Origin of the sequence: Catellatospora sp. TT07R-123, from assembly GCF_018327705.1 — a bacterium.
Lineage (GTDB): Bacteria > Actinomycetota > Actinomycetes > Mycobacteriales > Micromonosporaceae > Catellatospora.
Genome location: NZ_BNEM01000002.1, coordinates 3,890,732 through 3,912,380, shown reverse-complemented (window position 1 = coordinate 3,912,380; position 21,649 = coordinate 3,890,732). Strand labels below are relative to the sequence as shown.

Sequence of the window (21,649 nt, the reverse complement as noted above, 5' to 3'; positions counted from 1 at the left end):
GTCCGCACCCGACAGCGGGTAGCGTGCTCGCGTGTCCGACTACCCCTCTCCCGTCGTGGCGGTGCGCCCGCGGCACGGCCTGATCTGGTCGGTGCGGCACGTGTTCGCGGTGCTCGGCACGACCGCCGCCCTACTCGCCAAGCACCTGCCGGTGCTGCTGGCGCTGATCTTCGCCGGCATGGCCGGGCGGCGCGGCCTGATCTGGGCCGCCGTGCAGCTCAGCGACGTCAACGGCTTCGCGGGCATGCTCGTCTTCCTGATGACGCCGGTGCCGATGGCGCTGGCCGTCGTGCTGATGCTGCGCACGGTGTCCGCCTCGCTGCCGTCGCGCTTCATCGACGAGGGCACCGGCCCGGCCGGCCGCCGGACGCGGGTGCTGCGGCACTGGGCCAGCGTCATCGTGCCGTTCGCCGTCGTGTACACCGACTTCGGCTTCTTCGAACACGACAAGCTGGTCTACGTGTACGAGGTCCGGCGCGACGAGATCTTCAACAACGGCGACGCGTACACCAGCTCGCCCACCGACCCGTTCCAGTACCACCCCGAGGCGATCAACATCGACGAGCGGCTGCCGTTCGACCGCGTCGGCACGCTGTTCCTCATCCTGGTCGCGGTGCTGCTGCTGCGGGCGCTGCTGGGCCTGCGCGCGAAGAACCTGTGGCACTGGCTGAGCATGGTGCGGGCCTACCTGGAGGTCACCACCGTCGCGGTGGCGCTGGTCATCCTGCGAAACCTCAAGGAACCCGTCGTCACGTACGCCGAGAACCGGGTGTCGGTCCACTGGGGCGTCGGGCTGCACGACCGCCTGCCGGCGCCGGTGACCGCGGTGTGGGACGGGGTCGTCTGGCTCATGTCCGACGTCAGCTCGGTGCTGATCGCCCCCATCGCCTGGCTGGCGATGGCCGCCGTCGTCTACGGCCAGTACCTGGGCGCCACCGTGCTGAAGGGTAAGGCGTTGGCCGCGGCGGTGCGCCGGTGGCGCCGGGTGCCGGGGCGGCTGCGCTCGTTCGCCCGTACGGCCACGGCCGACGGCCGCGACTCGCTCGGCCCGCTGCTGCGGGTGCTGCGCACCCTGGCCACCACCGGCCGGGTGCCGGTGCTGCTGTTCTGCGTGCTGTTCGTGGCCACCCAGCTGCTCGGCGGCGGCCTGTTCGAGCTGGAGCGGATGCTCATCGGGCCGAACGACCGCATCCTGTTCTGGATGCCGGTGGGCTGGGTGCTGGACACGTTCAACGACGCGCTGGTGCTGACGCTGCAGATCGGCCTGGCCGCGGCCACGGTCGACCGGGTGCTGCGGCTGGACCGGCTCTCAGCCCTGCGGCGTCAGCCGGTAGTCGTGGTAGGCGTCGGAGGGGAAGTGCAGCCGTACGGCCACGGCTTCGGTGCCGACGGGCGTGGCGAAGTAGGCGACGGTCTCGTACACGCGTGAGCCGCTCGCGGCGTCCGGCCCGCTGGTCGGGCTGGGCGCCGCCCCGGGCGAGGCGGACGCGGTGGGTGAGGCGGACGCGGTGGGCGAGGCGCCGGGCGCCGGGCTCGCGTCGGCCTTGCAGGTGGCGAAGTCGGTCCTCGCGCGGCTGATCTCGTCGGCGCCGGTCTCGTACACGCGGCCCGCCGCGTCCTCCAGCGCGATCTCGCAGTAGTCGTTGAGCGTGGGGTCGGCCGACTCCAGGCGCAGCACCGCGCGCCAGGCCATCACCCCGTGCGGCAGCTCGAACGGCTGGTCCCCGTACGTCGTCAGCTGCGCGGGGCTGAGCTCGACCAGGGTGACCCGGGCCCCGGCGAACGTGACGCTGCCGTCGGCGGCGGCGGGCAGGACGGGCAGCTCGTGGCGGCGCCACTGGTCGAGGTTGGGCAGCAGCGCGGTGAACACCATCGCGGCCAGCGCCGGGAGCACGGCGACCAGGCCCCAGCCGTTGCGCCGCCACCAGCCCCGCTTCACGCGACGGCCTTCGGCAGGAAGACCGGCGCGGGCGCGGAGTCTGGCAGCAGCCTGCCGACGTCCGAGATGGGCAGCGGGATCGCGATCATCGTGTCCATCTCCCGTTCGAGCGAGTTGTACGCCAGCAGCAGCGTGAGGTCCCCGGCCGCGTCGACCGGCACCTCGAAGACGATCTCGCCCTCGACCGGGATGCCCGGCTGGAGGTCGTGGTTGAGCATGAACTGCTGGAGCCGGTCGCTGGTGAGGAAGGTGCGCCCCCGGCCGTCGCGCAGCGCGGACCAGCCGATGTGGGTGGTGCGGTCGCCGGCCACGGCACGGATCTTGGCGATGACCCATACCCCCTGGGTGTCCAGGATCGCCTCGCCGAGCTTGAGCTTGGCGGCGCAGCGCACCCGCACGCCGGTGGCGTCGAACTGGCGGCCGTGCACCCGCTGCGCGAAGTCGCCGCGCACCTCGAAGGGGCGGTCCGCGGTCCAGTCGTCGGCGACGTGCAGCAGGTAGCCGCCGACGGCGAGCGTGACCAGGACGAGCGCGAGGGTGCCCAACCGGTGGGCCAGCCGCCTCACTTCGTGTCTCCCACCACGACGGGGGTGGTCACCGTCGCGGTCGGGTCGGTGTCGGCCAGGTATTCCGGCATGCCCAGCTCGGGATCGTCGTCATGGGTCTCACACAGCACGGCCACCGGCACCGATGCCGGTGCGGGCTCGGTGCCCGCCTGCTCCCACACGAACGCGACCCGCTCGGGCATGTCCGGGTGCAGCCGCTGGATGTCGTTGCCGTCGCGGGAGAGCAGGATCCGCTCGGGCTCCTCGCGGGTCAGGCCCTTCACCTCGGGCAGGCGCACCATGCTGATGAGGTTGTTCATGCTGGTGTCGGCCGTGATGGTGATCGTGACGATGACGGCGAGCCAGCGGTCGCCGTCCTTCTTCAGCCGCAGGTCGCCCAGCGTGGTGAAGGACTTGACGGTGGTCACCGCGATGTTCCAGCGGCCGCAGTCGACGACCTCGCCGACCGCTGCGGGCCTGCCCCCGGCCGGGGCCGGCGGCACCTTGTTCAGGCCGCCGAAGGCTCCGGTCACCGCCACCAGCCCGGCGGCGAGGAGGTAGTAGACCTTGCGGAAGACCGCCTCGAACAGCTCGCCGACAACCTGCCGGACGGCCCCGCCCCCCATGTCTGACACAGCGGCGAGCATACTGACCGCCTGTTCGCGCGGACAGCGGGCGTCCGAAGTGGGACGCCCGCCGCCGGGAGCCGTTGCGGCTCAGCCCATCCAGGCGAACGTCGCCGGGTCGGGGCCGATGCGGCCGCCGTTGTCGAGGGCACCGATCGCCGCCATGTCCGCGTCGTCCAGGGCGAAGTCGAAGACGTCGATGTTCTCGGCGATCCGGGCCGGGGTCACCGACTTGGGGATGACCACATTGCCCAGTTGCAGGTGCCAGCGCAGTACGACCTGCGCCGGGGTCTTGCCGTACTTCGCCGCCAGATCGGCCAGCACCGGCTCGGCCAGCAGCGCCTTGCCCTGCCCGAGCGGGCTCCACGCCTCGGTGGCCACGCCGTGCTCGGCGTGCAGGGTGCGCATGGCCTGCTGCGGCAGGTACGGGTGCAGCTCGATCTGGTTGACTGCCGGAACCACCTCGAACCCGTCGACGAGCCGGGTCAGCGCCTCGGCGGTGAAATTGGACACACCGATCGCCCGCGCCCGCCCGTCGGCGTAGATCTTCTCCATCGCGCGCCACGCCTCGGTGAAGAGGTCCTGCGACGGCACCGGCCAGTGGATGAGGTACAGATCCAGGTAGTCCAGGCCGAGCTTGTCCAGGCTCTCGTCGAAGGCGCGCAGGGTGTCGTCGTAGCGGTGGTCGGTGTTCCACAGCTTGGTGGTGACGAACAGCTCCTGGCGGGGCAGCCCGCTGTTGCGCAGCGCCCGGCCCGTCCCCTCCTCGTTGAAGTAGATCTTCGCGGTGTCGATGCTGCGGTAGCCCACCTCCAGCGCGGTGGTCACGGCCTTCTCGGCCTCGTCGTCCTCGACCTGCCACACCCCGAACCCGAGCTGGGGCATCGCGACCCCGTTGTTCAACGTCACCTCAGAAACCGTCATACCCCCATCTTCTTATCCCGGCCTGGGCGCGCGGGCGGGGGAATGCAGTTTCGGGGAAAGTGCTCGAATCGGCGCCAAGATTCCAGCACTTTCCCCGAAACTGCGCCATCACGCCGGGGCGCGGGAGTGCGGGAAAGTGAGGGGTTGCGATGGAAGCGCTCCCATGAAAGACTGGGCGCACTCGCGACCGGGAGCCAGCGTCGCGCGAAGCGGCACGTCAGGGCACGGACGAGCCGAAGCGACACCGTCGCCGTTCCGCCCAAGGGACTGCGACGGCAGCAGGTTTCCACAGCCGGGCGTCGCGCCCGGCGCATCCGCGAGGAGTTCATCTTGTTGCACACTCTGCGGCGGTCCCGCCACAGAATCTTCCGCAGGTCCAGCGCGGTCGTGACCGCCGCTGTGGTCGTCATGGGCGGCCTGGCCGTCGCGGCGACCCCGGCTCACGCCGCCGTCGCCTGCGAGGTCGTATACACCGCGAGCCCCTGGACCGAGGGCCCCGGCACCGGCGGCTTCACCGCCAACATCACGCTGAAGAACCTCGGCGACGCGTGGAGCAGCTGGTCGCTGACGTACGCGCTGCCCTCCGGCCAGTCGGTCACCCTGCCGGGCTGGTCGGCGAACTGGGCGCAGTCCGGCCAGAACGTGACCGGCACCAACCTGAACTACAACGGCAGCATCGGCACCGGCGGCAGCACCGGCATCGGCTACAACGGCCGCTGGAGCGGCACGTACACCAGCCCGACGTCGTTCAGCGTCAACGGCACCGCGTGCACGGGCGCGAACCCGGCCCCGACGGTGAGCATCACCGCCCCGGCCAACAACACCCACTACACCGCGCCCGCCTCGTTCACGATCGCGGCGAACGCGGCCGACACCGCCCCGGGTTCGGTGGCGAAGGTCGAGTTCTACCGCGACGGCCTGCTGCTGGGCTCGGACACCGCCGCGCCGTACACGTGGGACGTGTCGGCGCTGCCCGCGGGGACGTACGTGTTCCAGGCGAAGGCGACCGACAACCAGGGCGCGTCCGCGACCGCGAACACCACCGTCGTCGTCGACCCGTCGACCGCGCCGAAGGTGCTGGTCAACGGTGCGAGCACGGCGGCGGTCAGCGTGACCGAGGGCAGCACGAACACGTTCAAGGTGAAGCTGTCGGCCGCGCCGACCGCCAACGTGACCGTGGCCGTGGCCCGCACCGCCGGTGACACCGACCTGACGGTGTCGACCGGCGCGACGCTGACGTTCACCTCGGCGAACTGGGGCACCGAGCAGTCGGTGACCCTGGCCGCCGCGCAGGACGCCGACAACGCCAACGGCTCGGCGACGATCACCGCCAGCGCCACCGGGTACGACCCGGGCGTGGTGACCGCGACCGAGGCCGACGACGAGGTCAACGTCTACACGCAGCGCTTCCTGGAGCAGTACAACAAGATCAAGAGTGTCGCGAACGGGTACTTCTCGCCCGAGGGCGTGCCGTACCACTCGATCGAGACGCTGATCGTCGAGGCGCCCGACTACGGTCACGAGACGACGTCCGAGGCGTTCAGCTACTGGCTGTGGCTGGAGGCCTACTACGGCCGCTTCACGCAGGACTGGACCAAGTTCAACCAGGCCTGGACCGTGATGGAGCAGTACATCATCCCGTCGGCGACCGACCAGCCCAACGCGGGCGTGGCCGGCACCCCGCAGTACGCCGCCGAGCACCTCACGCCGGCGGAGTACCCGTCGCCGCTGGAGCCGAGCATCCCCGTCGGTGTCGACCCGCTGCGCAGCGAGCTGCAGAGCACCTACGGCACCGGCTCGATCTACGGCATGCACTGGCTGCTCGACGTCGACAACAAGTACGGCTTCGGCCGCTGCGGCAACGGCACCACGCGCCCGGCGTACATCAACACCTTCCAGCGGGGTCCGCAGGAGTCGGTGTGGGAGACCGTCCCGCAGCCGAGCTGCGACAACCTCAACTACGGCGGTTCGAACGGCTACCTCGACCTGTTCGTCAAGGAGTCGAGCGCCCCGGCCGCGCAGTGGAAGTACACCAACGCCCCCGACGCCGACGCGCGTGCCATCGAGGCCGCGTACTGGGCGCTGACCTGGTCGACCGAGCAGGGCAAGCAGGCTCAGGTCGCGTCCACCATCGCCAAGGCGGCGAAGATGGGCGACTACCTGCGCTACGCCATGTTCGACAAGTACTTCAAGAAGATCGGCAACTGCGTCGGCGCCAGCACCTGCGCCGCGGGCACCGGCCGTGACTCCGAGCACTACCTGCTGTCCTGGTACTACGCCTGGGGCGGCGGCCTGAACTCGGCGTGGTCGTGGCGGATCGGTTCCAGCTTCAACCACTTCGGGTACCAGAACCCGCTCGCGGCGTACGCGCTGTCGAACGTCACCGGCCTCAAGCCGCTGTCGCCGACCGCCAACGCGGACTGGAGCACCAGCCTCACCCGTCAGCTGGAGTTCTACCAGTGGCTCCAGTCGGCCGAGGGCGGCATCGCCGGCGGCGCGACCAACAGCTGGGCCGGCTCGTACGCGCAGCCCCCGGCGGGCACGCCGACCTTCTACGGCATGTTCTACGACGAGAAGCCGGTCTACCACGACCCGCCGTCGAACCAGTGGTTCGGCATGCAGGTGTGGTCGATGGAGCGCATGGCGGAGCTGTACTACGCGACCGGCAACGCCAAGGCCAAGGCGCTGCTGGACAAGTGGGTGCCGTGGGCGCTGGCCAACACCACCGCCAGCGGCTCGAACTTCGCCGTCCCGTCCGAGCTGGGCTGGTCCGGCGCCCCGGCGACCTGGAACCCCACCAGCCCGGCGACCAACACCGGCCTGCACGTGACCGTCACCAGCACCGGCCAGGACGTCGGCGTCGCCGCCTCGCTGGCCCGCACCCTGCTGTACTACGCGGCCAAGTCCGGCAGCACCGCGGCCAAGGCCACCGGCAAGGCGCTGATCGACGCGCTGTACACCAAGGCCGAGGCCAAGGGCGTGTCGACCACGGAGACCCGCACGGACTACGCGCGGTTCGACGACCCGTACAACGCCAGCACGGGCCAGGGCATCTACATCCCGTCGACCTGGACCGGGCGCATGCCCAACGGCGACACCATCGCCGCCGGGAAGTCGTTCATCGACATCCGCTCCTGGTACAAGCAGGACCCCGACTGGGCGAAGGTGCAGACCTACCTCGGCGGTGGCGCTGCTCCGCAGTTCAACTACCACCGGTTCTGGGCGCAGAGCGACGTGGCGATGGCCTTCGCCGACTTCGCGGCGTTGTTCCCGAACGGCTGAGTGAGCAGCCCGGCCTGACGGCCGGGCAAGGTCCCGGCAGCCTGCTCCGGCGGGCGGGCCGCCGGGACCGGCAATCCCCTCTCGCAGGTGGGGACGCGGGGGTACGGGCTTCGGCCCGTACCCCCGCGAGCTTTGCCCCGCGGCATCGTGCAGTTTCGGGGAAAGTGCACGAATTCCGGCCAAGATTCCAGCACTTTCCCCGAAACTGCACCGATCTTGAGGGGGTGCGGGCGGAGAGGAGGTGGGTCAGTCGCCCGTGATGAGGGTGGCGGGGAGGTGGGGGACCTCGCCGAGGCGGAAGGTGCCGCCGCCGTCGCCGTCCAGGCGGAGGTTGACGACGGCCGTGTTGGGCACGGTGAACGCCAGTGAGAAGGCCCGGAACCGGCGCATCTGCGCCGGGGTGGGCTCGGCCGGTTCGGTGAGGTGGGCCCACAGCACCGCGCGCATGAAGACGCCGTGGGTGAACACGGCGACCGGTGCGTCCGGACGCCGGTGCAGCCGTCCGAGGAGGGACCGGGCCCGGTCGAGCAGGTCGGCGAAGGATTCCGCGTCAGGGCCGTCGACCTGGTGGGGGTCGGCCCGGCGCCAGTACTCGTCCACCATCGGTCGGCGCTGCGCCGCCGTCGTCGGTCGGCCGTGCAGGCTCGCCAGGTAGCTGAACTCCTGCACCGGCCATTCCTCATGTGCGACGTCGGGGAACCGGTCGCGGGTGGGGGCCGCGGTCTGTTTCGTCCTCAGGTAGCCCGAGGTGACGATGAGGGCGGGCGGCCCGGGGAGCGCCGCGGCGAGGTGGTCTGCCTGCGCCCTGCCCCGTTCGGTGAGGGGGATCGTCACCGGATGGTCCGTCGCCCCGCCCGAGTTGGCCACGCTCTCCGCGTGCCTGATCAACCACGCTGTCATCGCGATCTCCCTTCAGCGTCATGCCGCAGTTTCGGGGAAAGTGCACGAATCCCGGCCAAGATTCCAGCACTTTCCCCGAAACTGCAGCATGGCCTCACGTGTCACGTGTCCGTGCGGTGGCGGTGGTCGAGGGTTGGTGGGGTGGCTGGTGTGGCGGTGGTGTCCGTGACGCCGCCCCAGGGGTCGCGGCAGGTGTAGGAGAGGCTGGCGTGGATCCACGTCCCACTGTTGTCGCGCAGCACCGGCACGCGGCAGTGCCGGCAGGGTGAGACGCGGGGGTAGGTCGACGACGTCATCCCGAGCTCCTGTCTGTGACGGCCGTGCGCCGGAGCGGGTGGTTGCGAGGCCATGGGCCCGCTCCGGCGGGCGATCCGACAGGCAGGCGGCAGGACGGGATGTTCGTCTAATGTGTACGAAATCACGGCACTCGGCCTGGTCGGAAAGCCGGAAGAAGCATCACCCGCGATCGCGCCGCCGGTCGCCGTTGTACGTTGACCCAACCACCGTTGCGCCAACAGCGGAGGGCGCCACCATGATCACTGGAATGGATCTGCGCAACGCCCGGGAAGCGCGTCAGCTCACCCTCGGCACGTTCGCGCGACGGATCGGCCGCAGCAAGAGCTACCTGAGCCGGGTCGAGCGGGGCCTCTATCCGGTCAACGCCGCGCTGGTCCGTGACTACGGTCGAGCGCTCGGCATCAGCGTTGCTGCAACGGTCGACCCTGTCGCCGCAACGGCTCCCGTGCCTAACCTGGACGACATGAGAAGGCGCGACCTGCTCGGCGCGGTCGCCGCCGCGTCCGTGGGAGCCGCGTCGGCGCAACCGCTGCTGCAACTGCTCGACGGGGTCACGACCCGCCTGCCCGCCTCGGTAGGCGCTGCGGAGGCCGCCGCGGTGGAGGCGGCCGCCGACCTCTACATGCGGCTGGACCTGGCGCACGGCGGTTCTGCCGCAGCCGCGCTCGCGCGGGGCACCCTCGACTGGGCGGTCGGCCTGCTCGGACAGCCCATGGCCGAGGCGACGCGGACCCGCCTCTCGTCAGGAGTCGGGCTGCTGGCCGACCGCTTCGGCTGGTCGCTGTATGACATCGGCGAGACCGACGCCGCCGCGCGCGTGCTCACGTTCGCGCTCGACGAGGCGGCGCGGGGCGCCGACCGGGACCTGCGCGCGCACGTCATGCTCGACCTGTCCACACTGCTGGCCGACACCGGCCGCCCCGCCGACGGAGTGGACGTGCTGCGGATGGCGCTGGGCGACGAGCGGGTCAGCCCGGCCGAGCGCGCCAACCTGCACGCGGTCTGCGCCCGTCACTGTGGATCGGCGGGGATGCGCGACGCCGGGCTGCGGCACGTGGCACTGTCGGAGGAGGCGGCCCTCGGCACCGATACCGCTGACAAGCCCGACTGGGCGCACCGCATCACCCTGTCGCCGGGGCACCACGACAGCGCCCTCGGCCTGGCCCTGTTCGAGCTGGGAGACGACGTCCGAGCCAGGGAGCGGTTGAGCCGGGCGCTGGCCGGGCTCGGTTCCGGGCGCACCCGGACAGGGTTGCGCTGCCGGACCCGGCTCGCGGTTCTGCATCTGCGGGCGGGGGAGTTCGACATCGCGGCGGAGCAGGCGCACCGGGCGATCTCGGACGCCGTCGGGGTCCGTTCGCGGCGGGTCGCCGCCGATCTCCGGTTGATGGTCACGGAAGCGGACCGGCTGGGTCGCGGCATGCTCGCCGCGGACCTGACCGCACTGGCCGAGGCGGCCTAGCCGCAGGCGCACGGGGGCACGGCTCAGCCGCACCCCCGTGCGGTGTTTCCGGGCCGGAACGTGACGGGTGAACCGGTGCACCACCCCCGTTTGACTTGCGGTGCACCGGTTCACGACCGATCCGCGGGTCCGGCCCGCGTATAGGGGTAGACGACGCGCCAGAGCCTCAGCTCAGGGGCGGCCGTCAGCGACCGCTCGACCAGGCGCCGCAGGCTGTCGTACGCGGCGGCGGCGCTCGGGGCGAGCAGGAAGCCCGCCAGGTGCAGGCCGGTGGCGTTGCCTCTGACGTGCAGCAGTTCGAGCCGGTCGGCCGCCGCGCGATGCCGCCACACCAGGTCGTGCACGGCCTGCGGGTCGACGCCGGCCGGCCCGGCCAGCGGTGCGATCCGGATGATCGCCAGCAGCATCGGAGCCTCCCGAGCCGGTCCGGGTCCGGGAGTCGGCGGCCGCGTACGCGATCTCAATTAATCGATACATGACGATGTATTTGCGCCTTCTGCCTCGCTGGGCGTTGTCGGGGATCTGTGGCGTGAGCTCGCCTGTGTATCGAGCATGCCGGGCTGCCGGGCTGAAGTCAGCACCTGCGGCCTGGCGCGAACCCGCCCGGCGGGTTCGTGCCACCCGGAATCGCCGCGGCGTGGCGCGTTCGCGTCCGGCGGCATAATGGATCACGCGACCGCAGGGGGAGGAATCGATGCTGGGTGCACTCGGTCTGTCCGATACGGACGAACGCGTCTACCGCTGCATGCTCGATCAGCCTGGGCTCGGCGTCGCGGAGATCGCCCAGCGGTTGTCGATCGAGGCCGACGTCGTGCGGGCCGCCTTGACCACCCTGGCCGACCTGGCCCTGCTGCGCGTGACCGGAGAGGCGCTGCGGCCGGTGCGGCCGCAGGCCGGGCTGCTGGCGCTGCTGGCCAAGGCGGAGGCCGACGTCGTGGCGCGGCAGCGGGAGATCGAGGCCACCCGTGCCGCGATCAACAGCATCGCCGCCGTGCACGCCGAGGCCGAACGCCAGGACGAGGGGCGGCGGCTGGAGGGCATCGAGGCGGTGCGCGAGCGCCTGGTCGAACTGCAGGAGCTGACGCGCTTCGAGTGCCTCTCGTTCAGCACCGGAGGCGCGCAGCGGCCGGATGACATCGACGCGGAGAAGCCGCTCAACCAGATCGCCCTGGAACGGGGTGTGCGGATCCGCAACCTGTACCTGGACAGCGTCCGCAACGATCCGGGGACGCTCGCGCACGCCCGCTGGATGATGTCGATGGGCTCCCAGAGCCGGACCGTGCCGACGCTGCCGATGCGGCTGGTGATCATCGATCGGGAGGTGGCGCTCGTGCCGATCGACCCGCACCGTACGCGGGCCGGTGCGCTGGAACTGCGCCAGCCCGGCGTGGTGGCGGGGTTGGTGGCGCTGTTCGAGCACCTCTGGACGACCGGCACGCCGTTCGGGCAGGCCATGCCGCGTGACGAGCACGACCTGAGCCCGAACGAGCTCGCGCTGATCCGGCTGCTGGCCGACGGGCATACCGACGAGTCGGCGGCGCGCAAGCTCGCCGTGTCGGTGCGCAGCGTGCAGCGCATGATGACGGGCCTGACCGAGCGGCTGGGCGCCGCGAGCCGCTTCCAGGCGGGCGTCGAGTCGGCCCGCCGCGGCTGGCTCGACCAGCAACCGCCCCAGGAATGAAGAAGGGCACCCTCTCCATCGCAAAGCGATGAGAAGGTGCCCTTCTTTACTGTGTCAGGAGGCGGTGCAGGTGTTGCCGTTGAGGGTGAAGGCGGTCGGCTTCGGGTTGGACGCGGTCCACGCGCCGTTGAAGCCGATGGTGGTGCTGGCGCCGGGGGCCAGCGTGCCGTTCCAGCCCAGGTCGGTCGCGGAGACGTTCAGGCCGGTCTGCGTCCAGGTGGCGCTGTAGCCGTTGGTCACCGCCTGGCCCGTGGCCGGGAAGGCGAACCGCAGCGTCCAGCCGCTGATGGTGCTGGTGCCGGTGTTCTTGATGACCACCTTGGCCGACATGCCGCCCGGCCACTGGCTCTCGATGGTGTACGCCACGTCGCAGGACGCGCCGCCGCCGGTCGGGAGCGTGGTGAAGGTGACCGGCGTCGAGGCGGTCGAGGCGTTGCCCGACCCGTCGACGGCGACCACGTAGTAGGTGTACGACGTGGCCGCGGTCAGCCCGGTCAGCACCAGCGACGTGGTGGTGGGGGAGCCCACCAGCACGTCCGTGGCGCCCGCCTCGCGGTACACCCGGTAGCCCGCCAGGCCGCTGCCGCCGGTGTCGGTGGAGGCGGCCCAGCTCAGCGTGGCGCCGGTCTGGCTGATCGCGGACGCGGTCGGCGTGCCGGGCTGGCTGGGCGGGGTGGTGTCGTTCGGCGGGGCGCTGGTGGTGAAGGTGACCGGGGTCGAGGCGGTCGAGGTGTTCCCGGCGCCGTCGCGGGCCACCACGTAGTACGTGTACGCGGTGGAGGCCGTCAGGCCCGTCAGCGCGAACGTGTTCGTGGCCGGCGAGCCGGCCAGCACGTCGGTGGTGCCCGCCTCGCGGTAGACGTCGTACCCGGCCAGGCCGCTGCCGCCGGTGTCGGTGGAGGCGGTCCAGCTCAGGGTCGCGCCGCTCGACGTGACCGCCGAGGCGGCCGGGGTGCCGGGCTGGGTGGGCGCGGTGGTGTCGGGCGTGCCGCCGCCGGGGGCGTCGCCCCAGACCTTGGTGGCGCCGTCCCACAGCGTGATCTTGCTGTTGCGGGCCATGACGGCCTGGTACGACCAGTCGTTGCCGACGTCCCAGGTGCCCGCGCTGGTGATGCGGAACTGCACTTCGCGACGCCAGTCCGACTGCCCGGCCGGGATGATGTTCTGCCCGGCGCAGGAGACCGCCACGTAGTACACGTTGCCGCTGTACTGGGTGGGCCCGGTCGGCGGGGAGCACTGGCTGTACGCCACCGACGTGGTGATCTGGCTCGGGGTGGTCGACCCGTCCAGGGTGAAGTAGTAGCGGAACGAGCCGTTGGCCAGGGCCCGCGCCGGCCACGCCGACTTGTTGTAGACCAGGGCCTTGACCTCGGTGAACGTGGTGCCGGTGGTGTTCAGGCCGGACTCGACGTACATCTCGGCGTCGTCGGGGGCCTCCGTGCCGGGGAAGCCCGCCAGTGGGGTGCCGCCGTACTCGCTGTACATGCGGACCAGGGCCGAGGTGAAACCGGCGTTGTAGTCGGTGGCGACCTCGTTCATCTGATAGTTCTGCCGGTCGTCGGTGTAGGCGTCGTTGGCCGAGCCGGGGCCGCCGACCAGGGCGCCGTACAGCGTGTGGCGGTTGTTGACCGGGCTGGTGAGCTGGTCGGTCCACGAGCCGTGCGCGGTGCGGTGGTGCGGGTTGATCGGCGGGTTGGTGCCGAAGCCGTTGACGTAGCTGCGGTGGTTCGGGTTGTCGCCGAGGATGTAGTTGATCTGCCGTACGCCGAAGTCGTGGTAGCGCGCCTTGCGCGTGGCGTCGGTGACCCAGTCGGAGTAGAGCAGCGCGACCCAGGCGGTGTTGGCCGAGTAGCGCAGCGAGCCCCACTGCTGGAGCCACGCCTGGCCGCCGGGGGAGTACGTGATCTTCTGGCCGTTGACGCCGACGGTCCAGTAGTCCAGCCACCGGTTGGCGTCGTCGATGTAGACCTGCTTGCCCGTCAGTTTCGCCAGCAGCACGTACGAGCCGTAGGTCTTGTCGTCCCAGTCCTGGGTCCACTTGTAGGAGTGGGTGGTCGACTGCGGCTCGGTGCTGAGGTTGGCGTAGTACGTCTCCGCCTTGCTCAGGTACGCCGCCTCGCCGGTGGCCCGGTGCAGCCAGATCGCGCCCCAGACCAGCTCGTCATTGTAGCCGCTCCACGAGTTGTAGTAGCTGGCCGCGTCGGTGATGCAGTCGCTGTACTTCTTGCGCACCGTGTCGGCGAACGTGTAGAGCTGCCGCGCGTGGCTGAGCAGCGTGTCGGCGTACGCGGAGTCGGTGGGCCGGAACACGATCGAGGACGCGGCCATCGCGGCCGCGGTCTCGGCGGCCAGGTCGGTGCCGCCGCAGCTCGCATCGATCTTGTACGCGGGCCGCGCCATCTTCATCACCTCGGCCGGACCCCACCACTGGTGGTCGGTGCCGCCGTTGCCGACCTGCCCGTAGAGGACGTTGGCCGACGGGTGCGCCTTGATGAAGTAGTCGTTGACGAACCGCAGGTTGTTCAGCAGCGGGGTGAGCTGTCCGGAGGCGGAGTAGGCCGACCGGTACTCGACGGCGCCCCAGGCCAGCATCGTGGTGGCGGCGGCCATCGGGAAGCCGAACTTGACGTGGTCGCCGGCGTCGAACCAGCCGCCGGTCAGGTTGAGGCCGACGTCGGAGCCGTCGTTCATGGCCGAGTTGCCGCGCCAGCCGACGCGGTTCCAGGACGGCTTCGGGCCGCTGGCCTGAGCCTCGTAGAAGAACAGCGACTTCTGCAGGACCTCGGCGTAGTTGTACGGCCCGGCGGCGTGCGCGGGGGCCGCCGACAGGCCGAGGGCCAGCGTGCTGAGGGTGAGTGCGCTGACGGCACCGGCGAGTCTGCGTCGCCACCTGCCAGAAGGGCGGATGGCGCCAGGAGTGCTGGGCACTAGGATTTCTCCTGTCCGTGGAGCCGCGCGACGTGATGCGTTCGCGGTGGACAGGTGGGGCGGATGTGGGCGCATCCGCCCCACCGCGACAGCTCACGGCCGTGCGGTGGGTGTCAGGGCGAGCGTTCTGATGTGTACACATCAATGGAAGCGCTCCCATTGATGTGCCTCCGATTTAACCCCGCCATTGCCATCGCGTAAAGCCCTGATTTCACATCCGTGCAGCGGTGCTGGTACGCGCCGTGAGCGCCGGGGACAGCAGCGTCGCGTCCGGCACCGCCTCGGCGTCCATCTTGCGCATCAGCAGGTCCACCGCCTGGCGGCCCACGTCCTCGGCCGGGATCTGCACCGAGCTCAGCGTCGGCGAGCAGCGCTCGGCCAGCTCGTCCGGGCAGATCGCCACCACCGACACGTCCTCGGGCACCCGGCGGCCCAGCGCGCGCAGCGTGCTCAGCACGTGCATCACCGCGGCCTCGTTGTGCACCACCAGCCCGGTCAGGTCCGGATGCCGCGCCAGCAGCGCGGTCAGCTCGGCGGTGACCGCGTCGGAGTGCTCCTCGCACGGCTGGGCGTGCGCGGTCAGCCCCAGCCGCCGTGCCGCGTCGGTGAAGCCGTCGCGGGTGCGGTGGGCGTAGCCGGTGTCGCGCTCGTACACCACGCGCGGGGCGCCCAGCAGCGCGACCTCGCGGTGCCCCAGTGCGGCCAGGTGCTCCACGCACACCGCCCCGGCCGCGTGGAAGTCCAGGTCCACACAGGTCAGACCGTCGGCGTCGGCGGGCAGGCCGATCAGGACACTGGGCCGCTCCAGCTCGCGCAGCGTCGGCACGCGCGGGTCGTGCATCTCCACGTCCATCAGCACCAGGCCGTCGACCAGGGCCCCGGCCGCGACCCGGCGCAGCCCGGCCGGGCCCTCGTCGGCGGTGACCAGCAGCACGTCGTGGTGGTACGTGCGGGCGCTGGTCACCACCGCGGTGGCGAACTGCATCAGCACCGGCAGGTGCATGCCCTGGCGCAGCGGCAGCACCAGCGCGATCACGCTGGACCGCTTGCTGGCCAGGGAACGGGCGCCCGCGTGCGGGTGGAAGCCCAGCGCCCGGATGCTGGCGTGCACCCGGGCACTGGTGGTGGCGGAGATGGCCCGCTTGCCGCTCAGCACGTACGACACGGTGCTCGTCGACACGCCCGCGTGCCTGGCCACGTCGGCGATGGTCACCACGCCTTCGCGCTGCACGGGGCGCCGGCTGGCCATCCTCCGCATCGCCTCCCCGCCCTCGGTGCGCCTGCTCATGCGCTGTGCCGCAGGATTCGCTCGGTGCGCTCGCTCATGAGAATCGAAGCTCGTCCACGATGATGCCCGGTGCGTCGCAGACCAGGTACAGATCGACCGGGCCGGCCTGCGCCGGGGCGGTCAGCGTACAGGTCGGCGAGGTGTAGGCGTACCGGTCGGAGCCCGGTGCGACCACCTCGGCCAGCACGTCGCCGTCGAGCGGGTCGTCGGCGCGCAGCACCACCCGGCCCGCCGCCCCGGCCACGCCGATCGCGACCGCGGTGCGGCCGGACAGGTCGGTCGGGCCGAACGCCACCCAGCCGCCCGCGTGCACCGCGCTGACCGAGTCGCCCCGCTCGGGCGCGGTGTCCACCAGGGCGATGCCGCACGCCTCGTCGTGGTCGACCGCGCGCACCGCGCCGACACCGCCGCCGACCGGGCGCGGCCGGCGCGGGCCGATCCGCTCCCCGCGTACGGTCAGCGTGGCGCAGCCGCGGATGTCGGTCGCCGAGCGGCCCACCATCACCTTGTGCCGGGCCGCCTCCACCACCGGGCGGCCGGTGGTGACGTCCCAGAACGCCAGCTCCGACACGCGCAGCGGGATGCTGACCACGGCCCGCTCGCCCGGCTCCAGCCGCACCCGGGCGAACCCCCGCAACTGCCGCAGCGGCTGTTTGACCCGCGAGCGCTGCTGGTGCGTGTACAGCTGCACCACCTCCTCGCCGGGCCGGTCGCCGACGTTGGCCACCTCGACCCGGACACTGATCACCGCGTCGGGCTCGACCGTGTCGGCGGCCTGGTCGCCGCTGTGCAGGGTGACCGCGCCGTACTCGAACTCGGCCCAGCTCAGGCCGTGGCCGAGCGGGTAGAGCGGGGTGCCGCGGTAGTACAGGTAGGTGGCGTCGTTGGTGATGATGTCGTAGTCGAACAGGTCCGGCAGCTCGCAGTGGCTGCGGTACCAGGTCTGCGGCAGCCGCCCGGCCGGGTCCTCGTCGCCGAAGAGGACGTCGGCCAGCGCGTGCCCGAACTCCTGGCCGCCGTGGCTGCTCCAGATGATCGCGGGCAGGTGCACGTCGGCCCACGTGATCGCGTACGGATAGCTGCTGGTCAGGACCAGGGCGGTGCGCTGGTTGGCGGCGTACACGGCGCGCAGCAGCGCGTCGGCGGCCGGGGGCAGGAACAGGTTCTCCCGGTCCTCGGTCTCCCGGCCGTTGACCAGCGGGTGGTTGCCCAGCACCACGATCACCGCGTCGGCCTCGGCGGCCACCAGCGCGGCCTGCTCGGCCCCGCTGCGGCGCAGCTCGGGCACGATCCGGGCGGCGTGCTCGGCGTCGGCGCCGACCACGGCGGTGCCGTCCGCGGCGAACGCGACGTACGACCGGGACAGCTCGTGGTGCAGGGACAGGGTGCCGTCGGCGTGCTCGACCAGGCGGAACGTCTCGTGCACCTCCCAGCCGTGCGGGCCGGGGGCGTCGTTGACCAGGGCGTTGTCGCGTACCGTCAGGTGGGCGCCGTTGGCGACCGCCCGCAGCGCCAGCACGCTGCCCGGATGCCCGCCGCGGCCGGGGTGGCTGCCCCAGTCGAAGACGTCGAAGCCGTGCGGGTCGGTCTCGGCGCGGGTCAGCGCCCCCGCTGTCGCACCCGCGACCAGGTAGCCGCCGCCGGCCAGGGCGAGGGCGATCCGGTCGGCTCCCTCGGCGAAGTCCACCCGGTCCGCGCCCAGGCGTGCGACCAGCCCGTCGCGCGCCGTGACCCGGTAGGGCAGCGTGCCGCTGTACCAGTCGGTCATGAGCTGGTCGCCCAGCGGGCCGATCACCGCGACCCGGCCGACGCTGCCGGCGTCCAGCGGCAGCAGCTGGCACTCCTGCTTGAGCAGCACCATCGACTTGCGGGCGGCCTCGCGGGCCAGCTCCCGGTGCGCCGGGTCGCTGATGGTGTCCGGCGTGGTCTGCGCGAACGGGTTGGTCCCGGCCGGGTCGAACTCGCCCAGCCGCATGCGGATCGTCAGCGCCCGGTCCACGGCCCGGTCGACGTCGGCCTCGGTGATCAGGCCGCGCTCCAGCGCCTCGGTGATGCGCTCGACGGTCACGTGCGAGCGGTCGTCGGCGTCGGTGAAGCTGTCCACCCCGGCCCGCAGCGCGGCCGCGTGGCCGGCCGCGTGGTCGGGGAAGTAGGCCTGCTGCGCCGGGTCGGCCAGGTTGCTCGGCGCGTACGCGTCCGAGACCAGCAGGATCTCGTCCTGGGTCCACGACCGCAGCTCGTCGTTGATGAGCGGGGTGACGTGCGCCGGACGGCCGTTGACCAGGTTGTACGACGCCATCACGGCCACCGCGGCACCGTCGGCCAGGGCCGGGCGGTACGCGGGCAGCTCGTACTCGTGCAGCACCCGGGGGCCGAGGTTGCTGCTGCTGGTGCAGCGGTCGTTCTCGTTGTTGTAGCCGAGGAAGTGCTTGAGCGTCGGGGCGGTCTTGAGCAGGGTCGGGTGGTCGCCGCGCAGGCCCTGGGCGTACGCCCGGCCCAGCAGCCCGGTCAGCCAGGCGTCCTCGCTGTACCCCTCCTCGTTGCGGCCCCAGCGCGGGTCGCGCAGCGGGTTGACCACCGGCGCCCACACGTTGAGCCCGGCCCGGGACGGGTCCTTGTGGTGGCTGGCGCGCACCTCGTCGCCGACGGCCGAGCCGACGCGGCGGACCAGGTCCGGGTCCCAGGTGGCGCCCAGGCCCACGGCCTGGGGGAAGACGGTCGCCTCGCCGAGCCAGGCCAGGCCGTGCAGGGCTTCGGTGCCGGTGCGGAAGCCGCCGACGTCCAGGCGGGCGATCGGGGGCTGGTGCTGGTGCAGCAGGCTGATCCGCTCGGCCAGGGTGAGCTGTCGCCGCAGGTCGGCGACGCGTTCGGGCAGGGGAAGCCGCGGGTCGCGGAAGTTCATCGGTTTTTCCTTCGTCTGGGCGGACGGTCGGAAATTGCTGTGGCGGCCGGGAGGGCGGGCCGCCGGAGTGGGGGATCGGGTCCGTGGAGTGGGTGTGCGGTGGTGCGCGTGCTCGCTCCCGTCACCGGCTCGTCGAAGCGCTTCGACGTACGCGGCGGGTGGGTCGCCCGGTGGAGGCGGGCACGGTCACCTGCTGCGAGTGATGTCGAAGCGCTTCGACGACGGTGCGAAAGAAACCCTGTCCGACACGGTTGCCGAGATGTTTCGAACAGAGTCCCTGAGGTTTACCGCGCGGGCGCCCGTGCCGTCAAGGGCCCCGGCGCGACCGTCATCGGGAAAGGACCGGCGCGGCTCCCGGCGCCTGATAGGCCAACGACTCCGGCTCGGCGAAACGTTCACGCAGCTCAGTGGCGAGTCGTCGGGTGGGCAGCGTCCACCGTGGCGCGTCCCGCAGCGGATAGTGCAGCCGGTGCGCCAGGGCCGGCCCGTGCCACACCGACGGGATGCCCACCGACAGCTGGTAGCCCTGCGCGGCCAGATGCCTGCCCGCCACCGCCTCGCACAGCGCGATCTCCCACGGCTGGAGCCGCTCCCGCCAGCTGCCGACCCGCTGGCTGGTCACCGGTTCCCGGGTGAGCCGGTGCCAGCTCTTGCGGCTGGGCACGGCCACCTCCGCGACGCGGGCGGGCTCGGCCATCGCCGGGTCGTACGGCTCGCCGAGGAACGCGCACAGCTGCCGCAGCACCTGCTCCGGCTCGGCCACCAGCTCCTCGTAGCGCAGCTCGTGATAGGAGTCGGCGGGCAGGATGCGCCGGGCACGGGCCGAACTGTCCATCGCCCGCGCCCAGTCGGAGATCGCGTGGCAGACGTCCTTGTCGTACCAGGGGGTCTCGCGGATCGAGGCGATGCAGTCGCGGCCGTCGCGCACGATGTTGACGATCTGCGCGTCCGGGAACAGCCGCCGCACCACGTCCAGGTTGTTGAGGTACGCGGGCCGCTTGTCCCCCCACCGGGCCTTGCCGAACCGCCGGGCGTACGCCTGGAAGACCGTGCCCAGGGCGCTGCCCAGGGTCGGCGCGGCGGCGGCGATCTCCTCGACCGTCGCGGCGGGGTCCAGGCCGAGGTCGGCGAAGGAGGTCTTGCCGGTGGTGATCCACTCGGCGAGGCGGCGGCGGTTGGCGGGGTCGGCGAGGTCGCCGTACCGCGCCCGGTCGGCGTACGCGCGCAGCAGGAAGCGCGTCTCCGGCGGAATCGCGATCCGGGGGTGGGCGTGCAGCATGAGCTGCAGCATCGTGGTCCCGGAGCGGGGACAGCCCACGACGAAGACCGGCCGCTCGTTGCCCATACCCGCCGCACTCCATTAACGGTTTATTTCCGATTTACACCCTTTCAACGACCCGCGACCCCCATCCGCACCGCCACCGCCCCGCCTTTCCCGTCGATCATGAACTTATGGCCGTGTTCGACGGAGTGTCGTCGGGCGATCTCGGGGGTGATCGCGGGTTGCGGTCAAAACCTGCGCTCAAGCAGCACTTTGTGCCCCGAAACGGCGATCTTCAGGGTTCGGCGGCGGGGAGGGTGGGGCTCAGGGGGTGGGGAGGTGGCCTTCGTCGACGTGGTCGAGGACGGTGGCGGCGCCGCCGGTGGCGGCTGCGCCGTGGTCGAGGATGGAGGCCGTGACCTGGGGGCTGCCCAGGTCGGGGGCGATCCGGCGGGAGGCGAGCTCGGCTTCGACGGCGGGCAGGAGCCACGGGGCGAGCGGGACGAAGTAGCCGCCGAGGACGATCACCTCGGGGTCGAGCAGGTCGGCGATCATCGACACGCCCTGGCCCAGGCCGTGGCCGACCTCGGTGAGGGCCGCCAGCGCGGCCGGGTCGTTGGCGCGGGCCCGCCGCACCACCTCGTCGATCTCGGGCTGGAGGTCGGTGAGCTCGCCGTCGCTGGTCGCCTCGGGGATGACCCGGGACACGATGGCCGCGATCCCGGCGACCGCCTCCAGGCAGCCGCGGCGCCCGCACGGGCAGGCGGGGCCGTTGGGGTCGAGGCTGATGTGCCCGATCTCGCCGGGGAAGCCGCGGTGCCCCCGCAGCAGGCGGCCGTCGGCGATGATCCCGGCGCCGATGCCGACCTCGCCGGTGAGGTAGACGAGGTTGCCGGTGCCGGCGTGGGCGCCGTACCGCGATTCGGCCAGCACGGCGAGGTTGGCGTCGTTGTCGACGCGGACCGGGAAGTCGGGGTCGCCGAGGGCCCGGGTGAGCGCCCCGCGCAGGTTGACGTCGCGCCAGCCCAGGTTGCGGGCGAGGGTGACGACGCCGTCGGCGTCGACCAGGCCGGGCACGCCGACGGTCAGCCCGAGCACGCGGCGGCCGTCCTTGACCACGCGGTTGACGGCGCGGCGGCCCAGCGCGGCGATGGCGGTGGCGGCCTGGGCGGGGCTCGCGGCCAGGCCGGGGAAGGACCGGCGCCAGGAGAGCACCTGGGTGCCGCCGAGGTCGATGGCGACGGCGGTCAGATAGTCGGCATTCACCTCGATGCCGATCGCGGCGTATGGTGAGCCGTCGAGCATCAGCATGGTGGCCGGGCGGCCGATGCGGTGCTCGGTCAGGCCCGTCTCCCGCAGCAGCCGCCGCTCGATCAGGTCGGCGACGAGGCTGGACACCGTGGCCTTGTTCAAGCCGGTGGCAGCGGCTATCTCCGCACGGGAGCAGGGCGCGTTGCCACGCACGTAGCGCAGCACGACGGCGAGGTTGGTGGCCCTCACGTCGGCGAAGTCCGCCGGCTGCGGCCCCCGCTGCATCGTGATCACGTGTGCCCTCCGGACTCGCTGCGGTAGTCGCACCATCATGCCGTATGACCGGCGTTCGCCGCCCGCATG

At 71.7% G+C, this 21,649-nt stretch carries 16 protein-coding genes; 4 read left to right on the top strand and 12 right to left on the bottom strand.

Features of this window, described 5'->3' with window-relative positions:
- Positions 1–31: 31 nt before the first annotated feature.
- Complete coding sequence (locus tag Cs7R123_RS37230) at positions 32–1,429, top strand: hypothetical protein (protein WP_212833640.1); 1,398 nt, start codon at positions 32–34, stop codon at positions 1,427–1,429.
- Here the strand turns inward: Cs7R123_RS37230 and Cs7R123_RS37225 are convergent.
- The 4 genes from Cs7R123_RS37225 to Cs7R123_RS37210 form a co-directional block, all read right to left on the bottom strand.
- On the bottom strand, positions 1,310–1,939 hold the full coding sequence (locus Cs7R123_RS37225) for a hypothetical protein (RefSeq protein WP_212833638.1): 630 nt from the start codon (positions 1,937–1,939) through the stop codon (positions 1,310–1,312). The genes Cs7R123_RS37230 and Cs7R123_RS37225 overlap by 120 nt on opposite strands.
- Positions 1,936–2,505, bottom strand: coding sequence for a hypothetical protein (locus Cs7R123_RS37220; RefSeq protein WP_212833636.1), 570 nt, complete (start codon positions 2,503–2,505; stop codon positions 1,936–1,938). The genes Cs7R123_RS37225 and Cs7R123_RS37220 overlap by 4 nt, the downstream gene beginning before the upstream one ends.
- On the bottom strand, positions 2,502–3,119 hold the full coding sequence (locus Cs7R123_RS37215; protein WP_212833634.1) for a hypothetical protein: 618 nt from the start codon (positions 3,117–3,119) through the stop codon (positions 2,502–2,504). The genes Cs7R123_RS37220 and Cs7R123_RS37215 overlap by 4 nt, the downstream gene beginning before the upstream one ends.
- A gap of 81 nt (positions 3,120–3,200) precedes the next feature.
- Entirely contained in the window at positions 3,201–4,034 is an 834-nt protein-coding gene (locus Cs7R123_RS37210) for an aldo/keto reductase (RefSeq protein WP_212833632.1), read from the bottom strand.
- A gap of 408 nt (positions 4,035–4,442) precedes the next feature.
- Here Cs7R123_RS37210 and Cs7R123_RS37205 point away from each other — a divergent pair, with 408 nt between their 5' ends.
- Complete coding sequence (locus tag Cs7R123_RS37205; protein ID WP_212835009.1) at positions 4,443–7,316, top strand: glycoside hydrolase family 48 protein; 2,874 nt, start codon at positions 4,443–4,445, stop codon at positions 7,314–7,316.
- A 246-nt stretch (positions 7,317–7,562) separates the two neighbouring features.
- On the opposite strand, the gene Cs7R123_RS37200 is transcribed toward Cs7R123_RS37205, so the two are convergent.
- Positions 7,563–8,216 carry a histidine phosphatase family protein gene (locus Cs7R123_RS37200; RefSeq protein WP_212833630.1) on the bottom strand — a complete coding sequence of 218 codons (654 nt, stop codon included), beginning with the start codon at positions 8,214–8,216 and terminating at the stop codon, positions 7,563–7,565.
- Between the two features lie 101 nt (positions 8,217–8,317).
- On the bottom strand, positions 8,318–8,512 hold the full coding sequence (locus Cs7R123_RS37195) for a hypothetical protein (RefSeq protein WP_212833628.1): 195 nt from the start codon (positions 8,510–8,512) through the stop codon (positions 8,318–8,320).
- Between the two features lie 248 nt (positions 8,513–8,760).
- Between Cs7R123_RS37195 and Cs7R123_RS37190 the strand changes: the two genes are divergently transcribed.
- Positions 8,761–9,975, top strand: a complete 1,215-nt coding sequence (locus Cs7R123_RS37190) for a helix-turn-helix domain-containing protein (protein WP_212833626.1) — start codon at positions 8,761–8,763, stop codon at positions 9,973–9,975.
- Positions 9,976–10,085: 110 nt separating this feature from the next.
- Here the strand turns inward: Cs7R123_RS37190 and Cs7R123_RS37185 are convergent, their stop codons facing one another.
- Positions 10,086–10,382 (bottom strand): hypothetical protein, encoded by a 297-nt coding sequence (locus Cs7R123_RS37185; RefSeq protein ID WP_212833624.1) that lies wholly within the window; start codon positions 10,380–10,382, stop codon positions 10,086–10,088.
- 287 nt (positions 10,383–10,669) lie between these two features.
- On the opposite strand from Cs7R123_RS37185, the gene Cs7R123_RS37180 reads away from it, so the two are divergent.
- Positions 10,670–11,656, top strand: a complete 987-nt coding sequence (locus tag Cs7R123_RS37180; protein WP_212833622.1) for a LuxR family transcriptional regulator — start codon at positions 10,670–10,672, stop codon at positions 11,654–11,656.
- A gap of 54 nt (positions 11,657–11,710) precedes the next feature.
- Here the strand turns inward: Cs7R123_RS37180 and Cs7R123_RS37175 are convergent, their stop codons facing one another.
- The 5 genes from Cs7R123_RS37175 to Cs7R123_RS37155 all read right to left on the bottom strand — a co-directional run bounded on the left by Cs7R123_RS37175 (position 11,711) and on the right by Cs7R123_RS37155 (position 21,571).
- Complete coding sequence (locus tag Cs7R123_RS37175; RefSeq protein WP_244872385.1) at positions 11,711–14,584, bottom strand: glycoside hydrolase family 9 protein; 2,874 nt, start codon at positions 14,582–14,584, stop codon at positions 11,711–11,713.
- Between the two features lie 211 nt (positions 14,585–14,795).
- Positions 14,796–15,833: a LacI family DNA-binding transcriptional regulator gene (locus Cs7R123_RS37170; protein WP_212835007.1), complete on the bottom strand. Its 1,038-nt coding sequence runs from the start codon at positions 15,831–15,833 to the stop codon at positions 14,796–14,798.
- 73 nt (positions 15,834–15,906) lie between these two features.
- Complete coding sequence (locus Cs7R123_RS37165) at positions 15,907–18,774, bottom strand: beta-glucosidase (protein WP_212833618.1); 2,868 nt, start codon at positions 18,772–18,774, stop codon at positions 15,907–15,909.
- 328 nt (positions 18,775–19,102) lie between these two features.
- Positions 19,103–20,119 carry a sulfotransferase gene (locus tag Cs7R123_RS37160; protein WP_212833617.1) on the bottom strand — a complete coding sequence of 339 codons (1,017 nt, stop codon included), beginning with the start codon at positions 20,117–20,119 and terminating at the stop codon, positions 19,103–19,105.
- Between the two features lie 240 nt (positions 20,120–20,359).
- Entirely contained in the window at positions 20,360–21,571 is a 1,212-nt protein-coding gene (locus Cs7R123_RS37155; RefSeq protein ID WP_244872514.1) for an ROK family transcriptional regulator, read from the bottom strand.
- Positions 21,572–21,649 lie beyond the last annotated feature (78 nt).